At 65.1% G+C, this 20,111-nt stretch carries 16 protein-coding genes; 6 read left to right on the top strand and 10 right to left on the bottom strand.

Annotated features, from left to right (window positions below; genetic code table 11):
* Positions 1-13 precede the first annotated feature (13 nt).
* Complete coding sequence (locus NLM25_RS13215; protein ID WP_254137206.1) at positions 14-970, bottom strand: hypothetical protein; 957 nt, start codon at positions 968-970, stop codon at positions 14-16.
* A gap of 163 nt (positions 971-1,133) precedes the next feature.
* On the opposite strand from NLM25_RS13215, the gene NLM25_RS13210 reads away from it, so the two are divergent.
* Positions 1,134-4,610 (top strand): indolepyruvate ferredoxin oxidoreductase family protein, encoded by a 3,477-nt coding sequence (locus tag NLM25_RS13210; RefSeq protein ID WP_254137205.1) that lies wholly within the window; start codon positions 1,134-1,136, stop codon positions 4,608-4,610.
* Positions 4,611-4,870: 260 nt separating this feature from the next.
* Here the strand turns inward: NLM25_RS13210 and NLM25_RS13205 are convergent, their stop codons facing one another.
* From NLM25_RS13205 to NLM25_RS13190, 4 genes are all read right to left on the bottom strand, one after another.
* The gene (locus NLM25_RS13205) at positions 4,871-6,595 is read right to left on the bottom strand and encodes an FAD-dependent oxidoreductase (RefSeq protein ID WP_254137204.1); all 1,725 of its coding nucleotides are present in this window, start codon (positions 6,593-6,595) and stop codon (positions 4,871-4,873) included.
* A gap of 59 nt (positions 6,596-6,654) precedes the next feature.
* Positions 6,655-7,674, bottom strand: coding sequence for a S1C family serine protease (locus NLM25_RS13200; protein ID WP_254137203.1), 1,020 nt, complete (start codon positions 7,672-7,674; stop codon positions 6,655-6,657).
* A 91-nt stretch (positions 7,675-7,765) separates the two neighbouring features.
* Positions 7,766-8,215 carry a hypothetical protein gene (locus NLM25_RS13195; RefSeq protein ID WP_254137202.1) on the bottom strand — a complete coding sequence of 150 codons (450 nt, stop codon included), beginning with the start codon at positions 8,213-8,215 and terminating at the stop codon, positions 7,766-7,768.
* A gap of 7 nt (positions 8,216-8,222) precedes the next feature.
* Positions 8,223-9,821 carry a GMC family oxidoreductase gene (locus NLM25_RS13190; RefSeq protein ID WP_254137201.1) on the bottom strand — a complete coding sequence of 533 codons (1,599 nt, stop codon included), beginning with the start codon at positions 9,819-9,821 and terminating at the stop codon, positions 8,223-8,225.
* A gap of 202 nt (positions 9,822-10,023) precedes the next feature.
* Here NLM25_RS13190 and NLM25_RS13185 point away from each other — a divergent pair, with 202 nt between their 5' ends.
* Positions 10,024-10,812: a thermonuclease family protein gene (locus NLM25_RS13185; RefSeq protein ID WP_254137200.1), complete on the top strand. Its 789-nt coding sequence runs from the start codon at positions 10,024-10,026 to the stop codon at positions 10,810-10,812.
* A 218-nt stretch (positions 10,813-11,030) separates the two neighbouring features.
* On the opposite strand, the gene cyoD is transcribed toward NLM25_RS13185, so the two are convergent.
* From cyoD to NLM25_RS13165, 4 genes are read right to left on the bottom strand one after another with little or no spacing between them, the layout of a single operon-like run.
* Positions 11,031-11,420 carry a cytochrome o ubiquinol oxidase subunit IV gene (gene cyoD, locus NLM25_RS13180; RefSeq protein WP_254117213.1) on the bottom strand — a complete coding sequence of 130 codons (390 nt, stop codon included), beginning with the start codon at positions 11,418-11,420 and terminating at the stop codon, positions 11,031-11,033.
* Positions 11,417-12,058, bottom strand: coding sequence for a cytochrome (ubi)quinol oxidase subunit III (locus tag NLM25_RS13175; RefSeq protein WP_254137199.1), 642 nt, complete (start codon positions 12,056-12,058; stop codon positions 11,417-11,419). Before NLM25_RS13175 ends, cyoD begins: the two co-directional genes overlap by 4 nt.
* Entirely contained in the window at positions 12,058-14,058 is a 2,001-nt protein-coding gene (gene cyoB, locus NLM25_RS13170) for a cytochrome o ubiquinol oxidase subunit I (protein WP_254117211.1), read from the bottom strand. The genes NLM25_RS13175 and cyoB overlap by 1 nt, the downstream gene beginning before the upstream one ends.
* A complete protein-coding gene (locus NLM25_RS13165) occupies positions 14,048-14,881 on the bottom strand; it encodes a cytochrome ubiquinol oxidase subunit II (protein WP_254117210.1) in 834 nt (277 codons plus the stop codon). The genes cyoB and NLM25_RS13165 overlap by 11 nt, the downstream gene beginning before the upstream one ends.
* A 233-nt stretch (positions 14,882-15,114) precedes the next feature.
* Between NLM25_RS13165 and NLM25_RS13160 the strand changes: the two genes are divergently transcribed.
* From NLM25_RS13160 to NLM25_RS13150, 3 genes are read left to right on the top strand one after another with little or no spacing between them, the layout of a single operon-like run.
* Complete coding sequence (locus NLM25_RS13160) at positions 15,115-15,927, top strand: SDR family NAD(P)-dependent oxidoreductase (RefSeq protein ID WP_254137198.1); 813 nt, start codon at positions 15,115-15,117, stop codon at positions 15,925-15,927.
* A 12-nt stretch (positions 15,928-15,939) separates the two neighbouring features.
* Positions 15,940-16,494: a carboxymuconolactone decarboxylase family protein gene (locus NLM25_RS13155; RefSeq protein ID WP_254117208.1), complete on the top strand. Its 555-nt coding sequence runs from the start codon at positions 15,940-15,942 to the stop codon at positions 16,492-16,494.
* A gap of 1 nt (position 16,495) precedes the next feature.
* Complete coding sequence (locus tag NLM25_RS13150; protein WP_254137197.1) at positions 16,496-17,296, top strand: SDR family NAD(P)-dependent oxidoreductase; 801 nt, start codon at positions 16,496-16,498, stop codon at positions 17,294-17,296.
* A 49-nt stretch (positions 17,297-17,345) separates the two neighbouring features.
* Here NLM25_RS13150 and NLM25_RS13145 read toward each other — a convergent pair whose 3' ends face one another.
* Positions 17,346-18,686, bottom strand: coding sequence for a PQQ-dependent sugar dehydrogenase (locus NLM25_RS13145; RefSeq protein ID WP_254137196.1), 1,341 nt, complete (start codon positions 18,684-18,686; stop codon positions 17,346-17,348).
* A 233-nt stretch (positions 18,687-18,919) separates the two neighbouring features.
* Here NLM25_RS13145 and NLM25_RS13140 point away from each other — a divergent pair, with 233 nt between their 5' ends.
* The gene (locus NLM25_RS13140; RefSeq protein ID WP_254137195.1) at positions 18,920-20,110 is read left to right on the top strand and encodes a urate hydroxylase PuuD; all 1,191 of its coding nucleotides are present in this window, start codon (positions 18,920-18,922) and stop codon (positions 20,108-20,110) included.
* The last annotated feature ends 1 nt before the right edge of the window (position 20,111 follow it).

Here is a 20,111-nt window from a genome sequence, read left to right as displayed (position 1 = left end):
TAAAGCTCGCTTCTTAGCGGCCAGTATCTCCATACAGCTGGCGATACTCTTCCTCATACCGCGCGTACGACTCCTTCAGCGTCGCCATGTTGAGCAGCATGGTCGCGACCACCCTGCCCGTCTTGTCGAACACGCGCGTCCTCATCCAGGCGCTTTCAGTGCGGCGGCTGCCGGAGAGCGCGACAACCTCACGCTCGACGTCGTACGCCTCATCGACAAAGAGCGGCCCCTTGATCAGCCTGATCTCCTGGTCGGCGAACAGGCCGACCGCCGGACCCTTCGTGGGCAGCGGCTCGTCCTTGGAGCGGTACTGGAACAGCACGCTCAGCATCTCCATCGGGATGACGGCTCTGCCCCACGGATTGTCGGCACCTGAATAATACGGCGAGTTCTCGGTGATGACGGCGAGCTTCTGCCTGAGCGAGAACGGATAGAGGTCGCCCATGTTCTGGTCGAACGCCATCCGCACCGTCTGCCGCTTGCTCGTCTGCGCCACCTTGACGTCGCGGAGGATCACGGGATCGGCGAGCGGCTTGAGCTCGCCGAGGCGCGCCTCGAGCGCGGTTGCGGCCTGCGGTTCGCCGACCGAGGCCGTGCCCCGCAGCACCTCGGTGCCGTCGCGCTTGACCATCTGGATCTGGCACTGGCTCGTGCCGGGCAGCGGCTTCGACAGGATCGCCTGCACCTCCTCGCCTTCGTAACAGACGCTGCGGTAATGCGCGGAGAGGCATCCGCTCTCGAACCAGGCCTGTCCCCACAGCCGCGCACCGAGCGGGGCGAACTGGCTGAAATGTGTCGGACCCTCGATGGTGCCGCCCTTGAAGCCGAGCTTCTGCGCGGTGGTGTCATCGTGGATCGACGCATGCGCATCGTAAGTTTGCGCTTGCAGCATCTGGCGCGGCTGGCGCCACGGCCCGATCAGCGCCTCGGCGGTCTCGGTGATCTCGGTGTCGAATGCGTGTGCGGCCATGATGCTCTCCACTGGAAGCCATGACTAGCAGGAGCGCCACGGATGCGGCCAGCGATATTGACTTCGCCCGTGCATGCTTTTGACTGTCACAATTCGCGTCGCGCCGCCGCTATCCCTCCCGCAGCGCAAACCCCACGCCGAGCAAGAGACGAGGACTCCTGAAATGACGCTGATGCAGGTCGAGCTGGACGACAAATACCGGCTCGAATCGAAGCGGATCTTCCTGTCCGGCACGCAGGCTTTGGTCCGCCTGCCCATGTTGCAGCGCGAACGCGACCGGCTCCAGGGGCTCAACACCGGCGGCTTCATCTCGGGCTATCGCGGTTCCCCGCTCGGCATGTACGACCACGCGCTGTGGCGCGCGAAGGCGCACCTCCAGCAGCACGACATCGCCTTTGTTCCCGGACTGAACGAGGATCTGGCGGCAACCGCGGTCTGGGGCAGCCAACAGGTCGGCCTGTTTCCCGGCGCCAAGGTCGATGGCGTGTTCGGCATTTGGTACGGCAAGGGCCCCGGCGTCGACCGCTCGGTCGATGCGCTCAAGCATGCCAACGCGGCCGGCACCTCGCTCAATGGCGGCGTACTGGCGCTGGCCGGCGACGACCACGGCTGCCAGTCCTCGACCCTGGCGCATCAGAGCGAGCAGGTGTTCGCGGCGGCGCTGATCCCGGTGATCAACCCGGCAACGCTCCAGGACTATCTCGATCTCGGCCTCTACGGCTTTGCGCTGTCGCGCTTCTCCGGCTGCTGGGTCGGCTTCAAGGCGATCAGCGAGACCGTCGAGAGCTCGGCCTCGATTGACAGCGATCCCGAGCGCATCAAGATCCTGCTCCCCGACGATTTCGAGATGCCGCCCGGCGGCCTCAACATCCGCTGGCCCGATCCGCCACTGGAGGCGGAGAAGCGCCTGTTCGGCCCGAAGATGGCCGCGGTGCAGGCCTTCGCCCGCGCCAACAAGCTCGACCGCATCGTGCTCGATTCAAAACCGGCCCGGCTCGGCATCGTCGCGACCGGCAAGGCCTATCTCGATCTGCGCCAGGCGCTGGCAGACCTCGGCATTACCGACAAGGACGCGCAGGACCTCGGCCTTCGCATCTACAAGGTCGCGATGACCTGGCCGCTGGAGGAAAGCGGCGCGAAGCGCTTTGCAGAAGGCCTTCAGGACGTGCTGGTGGTCGAGGAGAAGCGCGGCTTCATCGAAGACCAGCTGATGCGCATCCTCTACAACATCGATGCGTCCAAGCGTCCGACCGTCACCGGCAAGCGGGACGAGCGCGGCGCGCCGCTGCTGCCGAGCGAGGGCGAGCTGACGCCGACCATTGTTGCGGGCGCGCTGGTGGCGCGACTGCGCAAGCTCGGCCATCACAGCCCGGTGCTGGAGCAGCGCCTTGCCCGGCTCGAGGCCTTTGACGCTCCCGTCACCACGAGCACGCAGATCAAGCTCGCGCGCACGCCGTTCTTTTGCTCGGGCTGCCCACACAATTCCTCGACGCGGGTGCCCGAAGGCAGCCGCGCCATGGCCGGCATCGGCTGCCACGGCATGGCCCTGAGCATGCCGACCCGCCGCACCGATCTGATCTCGCACATGGGCGCCGAGGGCGTGAACTGGATCGGACAGTCGCCCTTCACTACCGAGCAGCACATTTTCCAAAATCTCGGCGACGGCACCTACACCCATTCCGGGCTTCTTGCCCTTCGCGCGGCATCGGCCGCCGGCATCAACATCACCTACAAGATCCTCTACAACGACGCCGTCGCCATGACCGGCGGCCAGCCGGCCGAGGGCGCCTTCAACGTCGCGCAGATCGCGCATCAGGTCTGGGCCGAAGGCGTCAAGCGGCTCGCGATCGTCTCCGACGATCCGGGCAAATACCCGCAAGGCAATTACTTCCCGCAAGGCGCCACCATCCATCACCGCCGCGAGCTCGATGCCGTGCAGCGCGAGCTGCGCGACATCAAGGGCCTCACGGTCGTGATCTACGACCAGACCTGCGCCGCGGAAAAGCGCCGCCGCCGCAAGCGCGGGCTCTATCCCGATCCTGCCAAGCGCGCCTTCATCAACGAGCTGGTCTGCGAAGGCTGCGGCGACTGCTCGCAGGCCTCCAACTGCGTCTCGGTGCAGCCGCTGGAAACCGAGTTCGGCCGCAAGCGCCAGATCGACCAATCGAACTGCAACAAGGACTTTTCCTGCGTCGAGGGCTTCTGCCCGAGCTTCGTCACCGTGCATGGCGGCACGCTCAAGCGCATGAAGACCTCGGCGGTCGATTCCGGGCAATTGTTCGCCGATCTGCCGCTGCCACCTGCCCGCGAGCTGGAAGCGCCGTACAACATCCTCGTCACCGGCATCGGCGGCACCGGCGTCATCACCATCGGCGCGCTGCTCGGCATGGCGGCCCATGTCGACGGCCGCGGCTGCTCGGCGCTGGATTTCACCGGCCTGTCGCAGAAGAACGGTGCGGTGATGAGCCATGTCCGCATCGCAGCGAAGCCCGAGGACATTTCCGCGGTGCGCATCACCACTGGCGGCGCCGACGTCATCCTCGGCTGTGACATGATCGTCTCGGCCGGCCCGACCGCGCTCAGCCGCGCCGAGCGCGGCGTGACCAAGGCCTATATCAACGCCGACCTGCAGCCGACCGCCAGCTTCGTGCAGAATCCCGACCTCGACTTCGAGATGGGCACGATGCAGACCGTGCTGCGCGACGCCGTCGGCGACAAGAACCTCGACATCATCGACGCCACCGGCATCGCCTCGGCGCTGATGGGCGACAGCATCGCGACCAATCCCTTCATGCTCGGCTTCGCCTTCCAGAAGGGCGCGATCCCGCTGTCGCTGGAGGCGCTGCTGCGCGCCATCGAGATCAACGGCGCCGCGATCGAGATGAACAAGCTCGCCTTCACCTGGGGCCGCCTCGCCGCCCACGACATGTCGCGGGTCCGCAGCGTGCTCCAGTTCAAGAGCCGGGCCTCCGCACCGACGAAGTCGCTCGACGAAATCATCGCCACGCGCGCCGAATTCCTGACCGGCTATCAGGACAAGGCCTATGCCGACCGTTATCTCGCGGCGGTTGCCAAGGTGCGCAAGGCGGAGAATGCCGCCTCGCCCGCGTCCACGGAGCTGACCGAGGCAGTCGCGAAAAACCTGTTCAAGCTGATGTCCTACAAGGACGAGTACGAGGTCGCTCGACTCTACACGGACGGGAGCTTCGCGAAAAAGGTGTCGGAGAAGTTCGACGGCGACTTCACGCTGAAGTATCACCTCGCCCCGCCGATCTTCGCCCAGCGCGACAAGACGACGGGACATCTCCAGAAGAAGGAGTACGGCGGCTGGATGCTCCATGCCTTCCGCGTGCTCGCCAAGCTGAAGTTCCTCCGCGGCGGCGCGTTCGACCCGTTCGGCCGCACCGAGGAGCGGCGGACCGAGCGGAAGCTGGTCGCGGATTATCTGGCGATGATCGATCAGCGGATGGCCGGGCTGAAGGCGGAGCAGATCCCGATGCTGGCGCGGCTTGCGCGGGTGCCCGAGACGATCCGCGGCTTCGGCCACGTCAAGGAAGCCAACATCAAGCTGGCGGCAGCCGAGAAGGCGCGGCTGGAAGCGGAATTGGAGAACAGCCGGTTTGCGGCGGCGGCGGAGTAGCGGTTAGACGCTCGCTCTCTCCACCCGTCATTGCGAGGAGCCCTTGCGACGAAGCAATCCAGACTGCCGCCTCGGCGGGATTTCTGGATTGCTTGGCTGCGCTCGCAATGACGAGGTTGTGGGACGGCCGGGCCACACACCCGGTGTCATCGCCCGGCTTGACCGGGCGATCCAGTACTCCGAGACAGTTGTGGTTCAATCGATAGGCCGCGGCGTACTGGATGCCCCGCTTTCGCGGGGCATGACAGCGGTGGGGATAATTAGACCGAGGCTGCGGCCATACCGGTAGCGACTGTCGCCCCCTCCGCCAGATGCCTCCCCGCAATATACCCGAACGTCAGCGCCGGCCCGAGCGTGATCCCCGGGCCGGGATAGTTGCCGTTCATGATCGAGCCCATGTCGTTGCCGCAGGCATAGAGGCCGACAATCGGCGTGCCGTCCTCGCGCAGCACGCGTCCTTGCGCATCCACCTTCATGCCGATCGCGGTGCCGAGATCGGCCGGATAGATGCGCATCGCGAAGAACGGTGCACCGAGGATCGGCGCGACGCAGGGATTGGGCTTGTGAGCGGCGTCGCCGAGATGACGCTGATAGATGGTGCTGCCGCGGCCGAATTCGGGATCACGCCCCTCTTTCGCATCGACGTTGTAGCTCGCAATCGTCGCGGTAAGCACGGATGGCTTAATGCTGATCTTCGCTGCAAGCTGCGCGATGTCAGGCGCCTCGATCAACTCACCGCTCGCCACATAGCGCCGCACGCCACGCGTGAATGGCCTGATGCGGCCAAGGCCGTAGCTCCACAGGAACAGGCGGTCGCAGATCAGATAGAATGGCCGGTCCGGCTCGCCATTGCCGTCGCGCAGCATGGCGAGCACGAACTCGTGGTACGACAGCGCTTCGTTGACGAAGCGCCGGCCCGCAGCATTGACGGCGATCACGCCGGGCTTGGCGCGATCGGTGACCGTATGCGGGAACACGCCACGGCTTCCGTCAGCACGGCTGAACAGCGAGGCGGGCACCCAATAGGCCGGGCTCGTCGCCTCCGTGTTGAGCACGGCACCGGCCGTGGCCGCAAGCCGAAGCCCGTCGCCTGTACCCGACGTGCTTGTCGCCGAGACGAAACCAGCCGCAGGCGGGAAGAAGCGTTTGCGCAAGGTCGCGTCGTGCGAGAAGCCGCCGGTTGCGACCACCACACCGCGTCGCGCGGCGATCGGGCGATCGCGCGAGCCATGGCGAATGACGACACCGCTGACGCGATCGCCCTGCATCGACAAGTCGTCGACGTCCGCGCTGAAGAGGATTTCGACCTGCCGCGCCAGCAGCGACGCATAGAGCCGCGCGGCGAGCGCATTGCCGAGATGCAGCGTCGTCCCGCGCGGGCTGCGCAGCCGCTGCCAGGCGTATTCCGAGACGAGCCGCGCCGCGCGCAGGGTCGATTGCAGCGACTTTCCGACCCGGCGCAGATGCGGAATGTCGAGACGATTGACCATCATCCCGCCGAACAGCGTGAACTCCGGCAGCGGCGCGCGCAGCCGCGCGAAATGCGCGCCCAGCCGCCGACCGTCGAACGCGACCGGCTCCAGCACGCGTCCGCCTGATGTCGCGCCCAGCCGCTCCGGATAATAATCCGGATAGGTTTTCACCGGCTGGAGGCGCAGCTCCGTGTTGGCTTCGAGCCAGGTGACCGCCTCTGGCCCCCGCGCAAGGAAGGCGGCGCGCAAGCCGGCATTGGCGGGCTCGGGTACCGTGCCTGAGAGATAGCGGACGGCGTCCGTGATGCTGTCGGAGAGCCCCGCCTCCTTCATCTTGGGATTGGCGGGGATCCAGACCATGCCGCCGGACCAGGCCGTGGTGCCGCCGACGAACGCGGTCTTCTCGATCACCAGGACGCGCAGGCCTTCAGCAGCCGCAACGGCCGCAGCCGTCATGCCGCCGGCGCCCGCGCCGATGACAATGACGTCGTAGGTCTCGTGTGCCGGAATCATGCGGCAAGGGTCCGGAGGCGAGGCATGACACCGTCATACCCCGCCTCGCCTGCCCAATGCTAGCGGGCCGGCTTGCGCTCGATCGGGTCGATGTCGATCGCGCGCAGGCGGCCGAGCCGCAGCACGTCCATGGCGAGCCGCCGGCCGATCCGGTCGCGGTCGAGCACGCGGATCAGATCGTCGACGCCGTTGATCTCGACGCCGTCCAGCTTGATGACGACGTCGCCGGGTAGCAAGCCCGCCTTCGCCGCCGGACCATCGGGCTCGATCTGCATCAGCAGCGCGCCCATCTTGTTCTCGACGCCGGCCAGCACCGCATGCCGCCGCGGGACCGGCGCGGTCTGTCCGGCCACGCCGACATAGGCGCGGCGGACATAGCCGTGGCGGATGATCTCCGACAGCACGAACTGCGCGGTGTTGCTGGCGACCGCGAAGCAGATGCCCTGCGCGCCATTGATGATGGCGGTGTTGATGCCGATCACCTCGGCATTCGACGACACCAGCGGCCCGCCGGAATTGCCGGGATTGAGCGCGGCATCGGTCTGGATCACGTCCTCGATGGTGCGCCCGCTCACCGAGCGGATGGAGCGCCCCAGCGCCGAGACCACGCCGGCGGTCACGGTCGATTCGAAACCGAGGGGATTGCCGATCGCGATCACCAGCTGGCCGCGGCGCAGGGTCTTGGAGTTGCCGAGCGCGGCATAGGGCAAGTCGCGCACGCCGTTGGCGCGCAGCAGCGCAAGATCGGTGTCGGGATCGACCCCGAGCACCCGGGCGTCGCCGACATGGCCCTCGACGTCGCGCAGCCGGATCTCCTTGGAGGCGCCGACCACATGGCTGTTGGTGAGCACGAGCCCGTCCGGCGAGATCACGATGCCCGAGCCGAGCCCACCGCGCTCGCGGCCGTTCGGCACTTTCGGCCCGGTCTCGACGCGCACGACCGCAGGGCCGACGCGGTCGGTGACGTCGATCACGGCATTGGAATAGGCGTCCAGCAAGGCCCGGTCATCGACCGGGGCAGCAGCTGTCGTTCGCGATGACACGGTGTCATCGGCGATATCTGATGTGAAATCCAGCATGGCAATAGTCCTTGAGGCTCACACAGATGGTGGCCTGTTCCCTCCCGCGCAAGGGACCCGCCTGGGGCGCAAGGCTGGACTGCCCAGGTGGCTAGGGCGCCCGCCGCAGCGTGCCGGCCCTCTCCCTGACCGGGTCGAGCAGCGACCAGTCGCCATCCGGGAGCACATAGCCTTGGGGGAACGGCGCGCGCAACTCGAGCCCGAGCGAACGCAGCACGCGGTCGTCGCGGTAGTAGCATTGCAGCACCACGCGAACGAGCGTCGCGGCCGCCGCGCCGCCGTGCTTGCGAAACTCCTGCGCCACAGCATCGCGCCTCGCGGCATCGAGCTCAGCGAGCGGCTGACCTGCGAGCCGCGCCAGATGGTCCAGCGCCGCCGTCACCAATTTGGCGTCGCGGCCGAGCGTTGCAAGGATATCGGCCTGGATCGCGGGATCGTCGGCGCCGGGCACCTTGTACTCGTCGCTGGCGGGCACGATCATTGCTGCGACGGTGCGGAGGTCGTCGCGTTGAGTACGCGTGAGTTGATGACTTTCGGACATGACGGCCTCAATCGAACAAATTGGCGAGACGCTGCTTCATCTGGTCGGCGATGTAGAGCGCGAGGGCCTGGATGGTCGAGGTCGGGTTGACGCCGCCCGAGGTGACGAAGATGCTGCCGTCGACGATGAAGAGGTTCTTCACGTCATGCGTGCGGCCCCATTCGTTGACGACGGAGCGTTCGGGATCGGTGCCCATCCGCGCGGTGCCGAGCAGATGCCAGCCGCCCCACGGGATCGGCGAGTTGACGCAGATGTCGGTCGCCCCCGCCGTCTCGAGAATCTCCCGCCCGCGCGCCAGCGCATGCTCCATCATCTTCCGGCTGTTCTCGCTGATGGTGTAGTTGATCTTCGGCGCGGGAATGCCGTGGCTGTCCTTCAGCACCGGATCGAGCGTGACCTGATTGTGCTCCTCCGGCAGATCCTCGCAGATCGCCGAGAAACCCAGCCGGTGGCCATTGAGCTTGCGGAAGACGCGGTGGTGATCCTCGCCCCAGGGCAGGATGCCCTTCTGCTCGCTGACGACAGCCTCGAACACCGGCCCGGCGCCGCGCACGAACTGGACGCCATAGCCGCGCACGAATCCGCGCGACAGGTCGGTGTCATACCACTCCTTGCTCCACAGGCAGGTCGGCGGGGCGCGGTTGCTATCGGTCGGCTCCTTCACGTAGCCGTAGATCTGCGCATAGGGGTGGAACATCAGATTCTTGCCGACGAGGCCCGACGAATTGGCAAGGCCGTTCGGGAAACGATCAGATTTCGAGTTGAGCAGCAGGCGTGGCGTGCCGACGCCGTTGCAGGCGATGATCACGACATGCGCCGGCTGGAATTGCTCGACGCCATCCTTGTCGTAATAGACGACGCCAGAGGCCATGCCGTTCTCGTCGGTGGTGATCTCGCGCACCCGGCAATGCGTGCGCAGCTCGACGCCGGCGCGGACCGCATGCGGCCAATAAGTGATGTCGGTCGATGATTTCGCACCCTGCGCGCAGGCGGGGGTGCAATGGCCGAGATTGATGCAGCGTGCGCGGCCCTCATAATCCATCGTCGCGACGGTCGTGTCCGACGGCCACCAGTGCCAGCCGAGCGTGTTCATGGCCTTGCCGATGATCGCGCCCGTCAATCCCATCGGCTGCTGCGGCATCGGCGGATGCGTCAGGGGCGACAGCGGATCGCCCGATAGTCCCGACGTACCCATGATGCGGTCGTTCTCTTCGAAGAAGGGGGTCAGCGCGTCGTAGTCGATCGGCCAGTCGTCAGCGACGCCGTCGAGCGTCTTCACCTTGAAATCGGAGGGATGCAGCCGCGGCCAGTGCGCGGTGTACATCACCGTCGAGCCGCCGACCGCGTTGTAGTTGACGACCTTGATCGGCGAACTGTCGTCGTTGATCGGATAGTCCTCGGGACGGCCGCGGACATTCGGGCTCGACGACCACTCGCCGTAGAACTTGGCCTCCCAGTCGCGGCCCGTGCTGGGGTATTCCGCCGGGTTCATCCAGCCGCCCTGCTCCAGGCAGAGGATGTGCATCTTGGTTTCGGCCAGCGACCACGCCACCGCCGCGCCTGAAGCGCCGGCGCCGATGATCAGGACGTCCACGGGCTCTTTCATCGAAGCTTCTTCCTCCCGCCCTCGCCGCTTCAAGGGCGATTCGGCCTGCGCAGGCTTGTTTATCGTGCCGAACGATAGGGGCAGACCGGCCGGTGAGTAAAGGCTGGCGCGGGAATGTCGCACTTCGCAGGGCGCAGACCATTGGTATCGCGACGTCCGGATGCTAGGAACGAGGCGCCTGAGCCATCGATAGCGAGAAATTATGTCCTTTAGGAATTCATTTGCCGCCGCCCGCGCTTTCGCGCTTGTTTCGTTTCTCGCTCTGTCCGGGTTTCTGGCTTCTTCCGGACCTGCCTCCGCGCTGACGGCGGCTGCGACCGTCCGGGACGCCAATTCGATCCAACTCGGCGACGTCACCTATCGCCTCGACGGCGTCGACGCACCCGAGCTGGACCAGGTCTGCATCGACGATCACGCCGATCCCTGGACCTGCGGCGTCGAGGCCCGCGACCAGCTGGCGAAGCTGATCAACAAACGCACCGTGCGCTGTGACGATGTCGGTCCGGAAAAGAGTTTTGGCAAACGCCATCGTGCGATCTGCACGGCCGAGGGCGACAAGGTCACGTTGAACGAGCAGCTGGTCAAGCTCGGCTATGCCATCGCCCGCGAACCGATCAAGGCGAACGTCAAGCCCGCCGCGACCGAAGCCAAAACCGCCTCAGCCGGCATTTGGAAGGGCTGCTTTGTTGCACCGCAAGAGTTCCGCACGGGCAAGAAGGACGGCGCGCTGCTGGGCGCCGCCTGCCGCGCCGACCGCGACAAGGAAATCCGCGCGGTGCTGTTTCCGGACGAGCTGACGATGCCGCCGAGCTGCAGCATCAAGGGCAAGCTCGCCGTGCGCGCACGCGTCACCGGCAATATCGGCATCTATCATCTCAGGGGCTGCCCGAGCTATCCCGCGACCACCAAGCCCGACCGCTGGTTCTGCTCGGAGGACGACGCGCAGGCCGCCGGCTTCCGCAAGGCCTACAATTGCCGCCGGCCGAAATGAGGAAGCCCGTCACGGTGATGTGACCGGTAGCCGGAGACAGTATTGATCCGGAATTGAACTCTATCCGGAGTTGCTACACCTATATGTGTACGCAAGCGCTTTGCGCGAGCGTTCCTTGGCAGCAATCCGGCTTTGGCCGATTGCCTTGCTCGGGCGTTTCCTCCCTAGACTTGGGCCGCTTGTCACAACAAGCGGCTCTTCTTTTTGGGACCCGCGCCCTAGCGGCGCATCTGCATGATGTGGTCCATCGGCGGCATGTTCGCGTTCAGATGCCCCATGATCCAGACTGTCCCGCCGACCACCAGGAACACGACCAGAAGGCCAAAGGCGAGCGCCAGCACGTTGTTGGTGTTGTCGGGGCCCGTCGTGATGTGCAGGAAGAACACCAGATGCACGCCCATCTGCGCGATCGCCAGCACGATCAGCGCAACGGGGATGGAGGGCTGCCAGACCAGATCGGTCCCGGCGATGAAGAACGACGTCGCCGTGAGCAACAGCGCGAGGACAAGCCCGACCACGTAACCGAGGATGCGCGCGCCGACGCTGTGTTGCTCCTCATCGCCCGGTGCGAGGTCGTGGCCGGCCGGTACATGCGCCTGATCGCTCATACGGCACTCCCGAGCAGGTAAACGACGGAGAAGACTCCGACCCAGATGATATCGAGCGCATGCCAGAACAGCGCAAAGCACATCATCCGGCGCAGGACATCGGCACGGAATCCCTTGGCGAACACTTGGGCCATCATGGTGAGCAGCCACAGAACGCCGGCCGACACATGCAACCCGTGGCATCCGACCAGCGAGAAGAACGACGACAGGAACGCGCTACGCGTCGGGCCATAGCCGCGCGCGATGAGGTCGGCGAACTCGCGGAACTCGATCACGAGGAAGATAATTCCCAGCACGCAGGTCACGGCCATGCCGAGGTAGAACCAGAACCGGTTGCGGACATCGGCTGCGATGCTGGCCATGCCGCAGGTGAAGCTCGACAGCAGCAGGCAGACCGTCTCGATCGCGACGTTCCGCTGCTCGAAAATCTCCGCGCCGCTCGGGCCGCCGGCGGTTTGGCCGTGCAGCACCGCATAGGCCGCAAAGAAGCAGGAGAACATCACGATGTCGGAGAGCAGGAACACCCAGAAGCCGTAGGCGGTCACGATCCGCTTCGACGCCGGTCCCGGATGCTCGACGACGACGCCGATGTGATGGGGATCGGCATGCGCGCGGCCGGCAGTTGCGGTCATCGACATCAGATCGCTCCCGCCATGCTGACGAGGCTGCGCCGCTCCTCGATATTGACGCGGTCGATGCGAGCGACCTCTTCGGCCGGAATGACGTATTCGTCATGGTCGCGCCAGGCGAACACGACGAAGGTCGCGAACGCGCCGATTCCGCCCAGGATCACCATCCACCAGATGTGCCAGATCAGCGCAAAGCCCATGATGGTGGCGAAGAACGCGCAGATGAAACCGGTCGGGGAGTTCCGGGGCATCTCGATGTCATGATATTCGGGCTTCTCATGCCCCAGCGATTGCTGTTGGGCGCGGGCCTTCATGTCCCAGTAGGCATCCTCGCCACGCACGTCGGGATGGAAAGCGAAGTTGAAAACCGGCGGCGGCGACGAGGTCGCCCATTCCAGCGAGCGGCCGTCCCAGGGATCGCCGGTGCGGTCGCGGAGCGCCTCGCGGTTACGGATGCTGACCACGAGCTGGATGATCTGGCAGATCACGCCGATCGTCAGCACGGCCATGCCGAACGCTGCCACGATCATCCATGGCCGCCACGCCGCAACGTCGTAATGCTGCAGGCGCCGCGTCATGCCCAGCATGCCGGCAATGTAGAGCGGCATGAAAGTGACGTAGAAGCCGAGAAAGGTGAACCAGAACGCCAACTTGCCCCAGCGCTCGTCGAGACGAAAACCGAACGCCTTCGGGAACCAGTACTCGAAGCCGGCGAAGGCGCCGAACAGCACGCCGCCGATGATGACGTTATGGAAGTGCGCGACCAGGAACATGCTGTTATGGAGCATGAAGTCGGCCGGTGGCACCGCGACCAGCACGCCCGTCAACCCGCCGATGATGAAGGTGACCATGAAGCCGACCGACCACAGCATCGGCGTCGCGAAGCGGATGCGGCCGCCATACATCGTGAACAGCCAGTTGTAGATCTTCACCCCCGTCGGGATCGCGATGATCATGCTGGCGATGCCGAAGATGGCGTTGACGTCGGGGCCGGCGCCCATCGTGAAGAAATGGTGCAGCCAGACCATGAAGGAGATGACGCAGATCGCCATGGTCGCGAGCACCATCGAGCGATAGCCGAACAGCGCCTTGCCTGAGAAGGTCGACACCACCTCGGAGAAGATGCCGAAGGCCGGCAATACCAGGATGTAGACTTCCGGATGTCCCCAGGCCCAGATCAGGTTCATGAACATCATGACGTTGCCGCCGGCCTCGTTAGTGAAGAAATGAAAGCCGAGGTAGCGGTCGAGCAGCAGCATCGCGAGCGTGGCGGTGAGGATCGGGAAGGCCGCCACGATCAGGAGGTTGGAGGCAAGCGTGGTCCAGCAGAACATCGGCATGCGCAGATAGTTCATGCCCTTGGTGCGCAGCTTCAGCACCGTTGTGACGAGGTTGATGCCGGCGACCAGCGTGCCGACACCGGAGATCTGGAGCGACCAGGCGTAGTAGTCGACGCCGACGCCGGGCGAATAGGACAGCCCCGAGAGCGGCGGAAAGGCGAGCCAGCCGGTGCGGGCGAACTCGCCGATCACGAGCGAGAGATTGACCAGCAGCGCACCGGTCGCGGTCAGCCAGAAGCCGACGGAATTGAGGGTCGGGAATGCGACGTCGCGCACGCCGAGCTGCAGCGGCACGACCAGATTCATCAGCCCGATCACGAACGGCATCGCCACGAAGAAGATCATGATGGTGCCGTGGGCCGAGAAGATCTGGTTGTAATGCTCCGGCGGCAGATACCCTTGCGACTGGTAGGCGATCGCCTGCTGGATCCGCATCATGATGGCGTCGCTGCCGCCGCGCAGCAGCATCACCGAAGCCAGCAAGATGTACATCACGCCGATGCGCTTGTGATCGACGCTGGTGATCCATTCGTGCCAGAGATACGGCAAATGCCCTTTCACGACGACCCAGATCAGCACGCCGAGGATCGCGACCAGCACCACGGCACCCGCGACGAGGGGTATCGGCTGGTCGAACGGGATCGCCGACCAATCGAGCTTACCGAGCATCGTGGCCTCCACTGTGCGGCCTGCCGGCATCGGAGATCAGCTCCGGGCCGGGCCCTGGCGGAATGTGCTGGGTCGCGATCAGGTCGAACAGCCGGGGATCGTCGAGCCGGTAGGTCGGCCTGCCCTTCTCGATGCCCTGCTGCATCAGCTTCTTGTAGCTCTCCTCGTTCAGCACGGCATCGGTCTTCGCCGTGGTCGCAACCCAGTCCGGGAAAGCGAGTGGCGAGATCACGTTGACGTCGAACATCATGTCGGGAAAGCCGTCGCCGGAGAAATGCGCCGAAAGGCCTTGCAACTTGCCCTCGTTGTCGGCGCGCAGGTTCAGCTTCGTCACCATGCCGTTCATGGTGTAGATCATGCTGCCGAGCTGCGGGATGAAGAACGTGTTCATCACGCTCGACGACGTCAGCTGGAAGTTCAGCTCGGCGCCGGCCGGCACCGTCAGCGTGTTGACGGTGGCAATGCGCTGATCCGGATAGATGAAGAGCCATTTCCAGTCGAGCGAGACGGCCTGGATGCGGACCGGACTGCCGGTGCCCGGCACGGGCGCGGCGGGATCGAGCTGGTGCGAGCCGATCCAGGCGACGCCGCCGAGCAGGATCACGGTGAGCGCGGGAATCGCCCACACCACCATTTCGACGCGGCCGGAATAGACGAAGTCAGGCTGGTAATGCGCCTTCGGATTCGAGGCGCGAAACCAGAACGCAAACGCCAGGATCGCGAAAATGGTCGGCACCACGATCACGAGCATGATGAAGACGGAATCGACCAGGATGGTGCTGTTGGCGACAGCCACCGGCCCTTGTGGATCGAGCAGATTCATCGATACACCGCTGGCGATTGGGAAGCCCCGACGGAAAGCGTAACGCGAAAATCTCCCCGCAACAAACGCAGTTGTATGGCGACGGTTCCGGAAGCCGTCTTCCAGAACCGCCCGATCCCGCGCGGCGGCATGCAATTCCGTGCGATGTCAATGACATCTGCGCGGGACGGCCGGCCTTCTCACCCCTGCCCCCCCGTTGCTATCGTCACCAAAAAACAGCGGGATGAAACGACATGCAGGGCCCTGAGGACGATGCCGGCCTCGCCGGCAAGGTCGCCTTGATCAGCGGCGGCGGCGCCGCGGGCGACGGCATCGGCAACGGCCGCGCTGCAGCAATTTTGCTCGCCCGCGCCGGCGCAAACGTGCTGGTGGCCGATCGCGACCTCAAGCTCGCCGAGCGCACCGTCGGGATGATCGCGGCCGAAGGCGGCACGGCAGCAGCGCATGGCGGCGACGTCACCAGCGAAGCGGATTGCAGGACACTGGTCGAGGCCGCGCTCGACCGCTGGGGCCGGCTCGATTTCCTCGACAACAATGTCGGCATCGGCAGCCGCGGCAGCGTGGTCGACGAGACCCCCGAGCAGTATCGTCGCGTCATGCAGGTCAATGTCGAGACCATGTTCCTGCTGTCGAAGCATGCGATTCCCGCCATGATCAAGACCGCCAGGGGCGGCGCGATCGTCAACATCTCATCGATCTCGGCGCTCAGGCCGCGCGGGCTCACGACCTACACGACCTCGAAGGCCGCCATCATCGGTCTCACGCGCGCGATGGCGGTCGATCACGGCCGCGACAACATCCGCGTCAACTGCATCTGCCCCGGGCCGATGTACACGCCGATGGTCTATGCCCGCGGCATGAGCGAGCAGGCTCGCGCGCAGCGGGCCAGGGCCTCAGTGCTCAAGACGGAAGGCACCGGCTGGGACGTCGGCCACGCCGTCAAATTCCTGCTCAGCAACTTTGCCCGCTACATCACCGGCCAGGTGCTGGTCGTCGACGGCGGCGTCACGCTGCAAGCCCCCGAACGCGAGTCACAAGAACACTAGAGGAAACCAGCAATGGCCCGCCTGCCCTATCTCGAGGCCGACCAGGTCGCGCCCGAATATCGCGACATGCTCAAGCGCAACACCAATCTGCACAAGCTGCTGGTCAACTCGCCGGAGATGGCGCGCGCCTTCAACGGCATCGGCGGCTATATCCGCTTCAGGAGCAAGCTCGACCCGCGCCTGCGCGAGCTCGCGATTCTCCAGGTCGGCTGGATGGAGAAATCGGAATACGAATTCACCCATCATGTGAAGATCGGCAAGGAGTTCGGCGTCACCGACGAGGACATCGCCGGCCTGATGGCGGAGACCGAGGGCAAGCCGTCGAAGCTCGAGCCACTGGCCAGGGCGATCCTGAAAGGCGCCCGAGAGATGGTGCGCGAGCTCGCCATGTCGGACGCGACCTTCGCCGAGATCAAGCAGCACCTCTCCGACGAGCACATGGTCGATCTCGTCCTGACCATTGCCTTCTATTGCGGCGTGGTGCGCGTGCTCGCGACCATGAAGATCGACAACGAACCATATTACAAAGAGGTACTCCAGCAGTACCCGATCCCGGGAGTGAAGTGAGATGCGCTTGAAGGACAAGGTTGCGATCGTCGTCGGCGCCGGCCAGAGCCCCGGCGAAGGCATGGGCAATGGCCGCGCCACGGCGCTCACCTTCGCGCGCGAAGGCGCCAAGGTGCTGTGCGTCGACCATCATCTGGAGTCGGCGCAGGAAACGGTCGACCTGATCGCGGCGACGCACGGCACCGCCGCGGCCTTCAAGGCCGACGTGACCAAATCCGCCGACATCAAGGCGATGGTGGCGGACGCGCAGGCGCGCTGGGCCCGGATCGACGTGCTGCACAACAATGTCGGTGTCAGCCTGTCCGGGGGCGATGCCGAGCTGCTTCAAATTACCGAGGAGGCGTTCGACCGTGTCGTCGCCATCAATCTGAAGAGCTGCATTCTGGCGGCGAAGGAAGTCATCCCGATCATGCGCGCGCAAAGAAGCGGCGCGATCATCAACATCTCCTCGATGGCGGCGATCACGACCTATCCTTACGTCGCTTACAAGGCGACGAAATCGGCGATGATCGCCTTCACCGAACAGCTCGCCTACCAGAATGCCGAATACGGCATCCGCGCCAACGTCATCCTGCCGGGCCTGATGAACACGCCGATGGCCGTCGACACCCGCGCCCGTGAATGGTCCAAGACCCGCGCCGAAGTCGAAGCCGAGCGCGACAGCAAGGTGCCGCTGCGCAAGAAGATGGGCACCGGATGGGACGTCGCGAACGCCGCGCTGTTTTTGGCCTCAGATGAGGCGAACTTCATCACCGGCGTGACGCTGCCGGTGGATGGCGGCGCGAGCGTGAGGCGGGGGTAGGTCCTTCCTTCCCCCCTCCCCGCTTGCGGGGAGAGGGGAAGAAAACCCGTCATCGCGGCGCGCTTGTCACCCGCCAGATCGTGCCGTTGCCGTCCTCCGACACCAGCAGCGATCCATCCTTCGCCACGGCAACGCCGACCGGCCTTCCCCAGACCTCCGTGTCATTCACGACGAACCCCGTGACGAAATCCTCGTACTCGCCGGTCGGCTTGCCGTCCTTCATCTTGATGCGGATCACCTTGTAGCCGGTGCGCTTGGACCTGTTCCAGGAGCCGTGCTCGGCCGCGAAGGCGTCGCCCTGATACTCGGATGGAAACTGCGTGCCCTGATAGAAGGTCATGCCCAGCGAGGCCGAGTGCGGCTGGATCAGCACATCAGGCACCGTCACCTTGTCCTTGAGGTCCGGCCGCGCATTTTCATGGCGCGGGTCTTCGTTGCCGCCGATATAGAACCAGGGCCAGCCGTAGAACGCGCCTTCCTTCACGCTCGTCACATAGTCCGGCACGAGATCGTCGCCGAGGCCGTCGCGCTCGTTGGTCGAGCACCAGGGCAACCCGGTCTGCGGCTGGACCGCAAGGCCGACGCAGTTGCGGATGCCGGTGGCGTAGATCTTCCGCTCCTTGCCATCGGGAGTGAAGGCCAGAACGGTGGCGCGCTCGGTCTCGCTGGCCCAGGCCGCGCCAAGCGGCTGCGCCTTCGACCAAGCATCCAACCCGCCCGGTGGATTGCCCATGCCCTCGGCGACGTTACTGAGCGAGCCGACGGAAACCAGCATGCGCTTGTTGTCCGGCGAAAAGACGATGTCGCGGGTGGAATGGCTGCCGTCGCGCGGCAGGCTTGCCACAATCGTCTCCGCCTTGCCGCGCGCCTTGAGATCGCCGGCCTGATAAGGAAAACGGACGACGCTGTCGGTGTTGGCAATATAGACCCATTGCGGATTGTCTCCGTTCGGGAAGAAGGCGATGCCGAACGGCCGCCTGAGGCCACTGGCAAACATCTCGTTGGTCGCGACCTTGCCGCCCTCGCCGGCGCGCAGCACGCGGATGTTGCCGGCACGCGTCTCCGCGACGAAGACATCACCGTTCGGCGCAACCCTCACGATGCGTGGAGCGCGCAGGCCTTCGGCGAACAGCTCGATCCTGAAGCCTGCCGGCACCTGGAGCGCGGCCTCCGGCGGACGCGGCACCACAGACGACGTACTCGCAACCGACCGGGTGGCGCCGGGCCGAACCAGATCCTGCGGCCGGATCAACCTGACCGTGCCGGGCTTGTCGGCCCGCCAATCGCCGTAGGCGTCATTGCCCTGGAGAACCGGCTCGGCCTGCGCGCCAGCCGCAATCGCGACCAGCAATCCCGCAGACATCACCGCAGTCGAGATCCTGTTTTTCACGTCGTCTTCCTCCCGGCCTGCCTATCGCAAGCGTCAATGCTTATCGACACAACGTTCTGCCGCAGGTCGAACGCCTGCCGAATCCCACGTCAGCTCATGCCCGCACGATGTGCATCAGCCGCAGCCCATCGTACTGGAAAATGCGGCAGATCGGTGCGACACATTGTAAGGGCGTGGCCGCCGGTTGCGGTCATCAAAGCTGCGGCATCCGGGTCGCACCCGATGGGGTAATCATGTGGGGATCCATCATATCGGAATGGGCGAGCCTGTTGCTCCGCTGGCTGCACGTGGTGGCGGCGATCGCCTGGATCGGCAGTTCCTTCTACTTCATCGCCCTCGATCTCAGCCTGAAGCCGAAGACCGACCTGCCGGACGGCGTGCAGGGCGAGGCCTGGCAGGTCCATGGCGGCGGCTTCTACCGGATCATGAAGTATCTGGTTGCGCCCAGCCAGATGCCGGACGAACTCACCTGGTTCAAATGGGAGGCCTACACCACCTGGCTGTCCGGCTTCGCACTGATGGTGGTGGTGTATTATCTCGAGGCCGACCTGTTCCTGGTCGACAAGTCGATCCTCGACCTCACGCCATTCCAGGCGGGGCTGTTCAGCTTCTGCAGTCTCGCGCTGGCATGGCTGCTCTATGAGGCCGCCTGCCGCAGCGGGCTTGCGCAGCGCGAGCTACCCTTTGCCATCGGCGGCTATTTGTTCCTGGTCGCGTTGACCTACGCCTTTACCCATGTGCTCAGCGGCCGCGGCGCCTTCAACCAGATCGGCGCGATCATCGGCACCATCATGGTCGCCAACGTCTTCGCGCTGATCATCCCGAACCAGAAGAAGATCGTAGCCGCCCTGATCGCGGGCCAGGCGCCCGACCCCAAGCTCGGCAAAGCCAGCAAGGAGCGCTCGGTTCACAACAACTACCTGACGCTCCCCGTCGTCGTGCTGATGATCAGCAATCACTATCCCCTGCTCTACGCCACGCGCTTCAACTGGATCATCGTCGCGATCATCCTGGCCCTCGGCCCCGTGATCCGCCACTTCTTCAACGAGCGGCATGCCGGGCGCAGATCGCCGTGGTGGGTGTGGGGCGTGGCGGCAGCCGGCGTGATCGCGATCCTCTTCCTCTCCGCCGCTGGACCGCGCGACGTCAAGACAAGCGCGCTGCCGGCGCAGCCGACGCTCGCCAATGTCGAGGAGATCGTGATGTCCCGCTGCAGCATGTGCCACGCGGCCGAGCCGGTCTGGGCCGGCGTCGTGACCGCGCCCAAAGGCATTTTGCTCGATGCGCCCGAGCACATCCATCGCAACATCCGCCTGATCGGCCGCGTGGCGGCATGGTCCAGTGCGATGCCGCCGGGCAACATCACCGAGATGACCAGCGAGGAGCGCGCCATCCTCGCCGCCTATATCGAGCAGGCGCGCTGAC

Source organism: Bradyrhizobium sp. CCGB01, assembly GCF_024199795.1.
Classification (GTDB): Bacteria; Pseudomonadota; Alphaproteobacteria; order Rhizobiales; family Xanthobacteraceae; genus Bradyrhizobium.
This window is presented reverse-complemented; position numbering and strand designations above follow the sequence as displayed.

Coding starts and splice junctions, on each gene's coding strand:
- NLM25_RS13215 (WP_254137206.1), bottom strand. CDS start 970: ATGGCCGCACACGCATTCGACACCGAGATCACCGAGACCGCCGAGGCG.
- NLM25_RS13210 (WP_254137205.1), top strand. CDS start 1,134: ATGACGCTGATGCAGGTCGAGCTGGACGACAAATACCGGCTCGAATCG.
- NLM25_RS13205 (WP_254137204.1), bottom strand. CDS start 6,595: ATGATTCCGGCACACGAGACCTACGACGTCATTGTCATCGGCGCGGGC.
- NLM25_RS13200 (WP_254137203.1), bottom strand. CDS start 7,674: ATGCTGGATTTCACATCAGATATCGCCGATGACACCGTGTCATCGCGA.
- NLM25_RS13195 (WP_254137202.1), bottom strand. CDS start 8,215: ATGTCCGAAAGTCATCAACTCACGCGTACTCAACGCGACGACCTCCGC.
- NLM25_RS13190 (WP_254137201.1), bottom strand. CDS start 9,821: ATGAAAGAGCCCGTGGACGTCCTGATCATCGGCGCCGGCGCTTCAGGC.
- NLM25_RS13185 (WP_254137200.1), top strand. CDS start 10,024: ATGTCCTTTAGGAATTCATTTGCCGCCGCCCGCGCTTTCGCGCTTGTT.
- cyoD (WP_254117213.1), bottom strand. CDS start 11,420: ATGAGCGATCAGGCGCATGTACCGGCCGGCCACGACCTCGCACCGGGC.
- NLM25_RS13175 (WP_254137199.1), bottom strand. CDS start 12,058: ATGTCGATGACCGCAACTGCCGGCCGCGCGCATGCCGATCCCCATCAC.
- cyoB (WP_254117211.1), bottom strand. CDS start 14,058: ATGCTCGGTAAGCTCGATTGGTCGGCGATCCCGTTCGACCAGCCGATA.
- NLM25_RS13165 (WP_254117210.1), bottom strand. CDS start 14,881: ATGAATCTGCTCGATCCACAAGGGCCGGTGGCTGTCGCCAACAGCACC.
- NLM25_RS13160 (WP_254137198.1), top strand. CDS start 15,115: ATGCAGGGCCCTGAGGACGATGCCGGCCTCGCCGGCAAGGTCGCCTTG.
- NLM25_RS13155 (WP_254117208.1), top strand. CDS start 15,940: ATGGCCCGCCTGCCCTATCTCGAGGCCGACCAGGTCGCGCCCGAATAT.
- NLM25_RS13150 (WP_254137197.1), top strand. CDS start 16,496: ATGCGCTTGAAGGACAAGGTTGCGATCGTCGTCGGCGCCGGCCAGAGC.
- NLM25_RS13140 (WP_254137195.1), top strand. CDS start 18,920: ATGTGGGGATCCATCATATCGGAATGGGCGAGCCTGTTGCTCCGCTGG.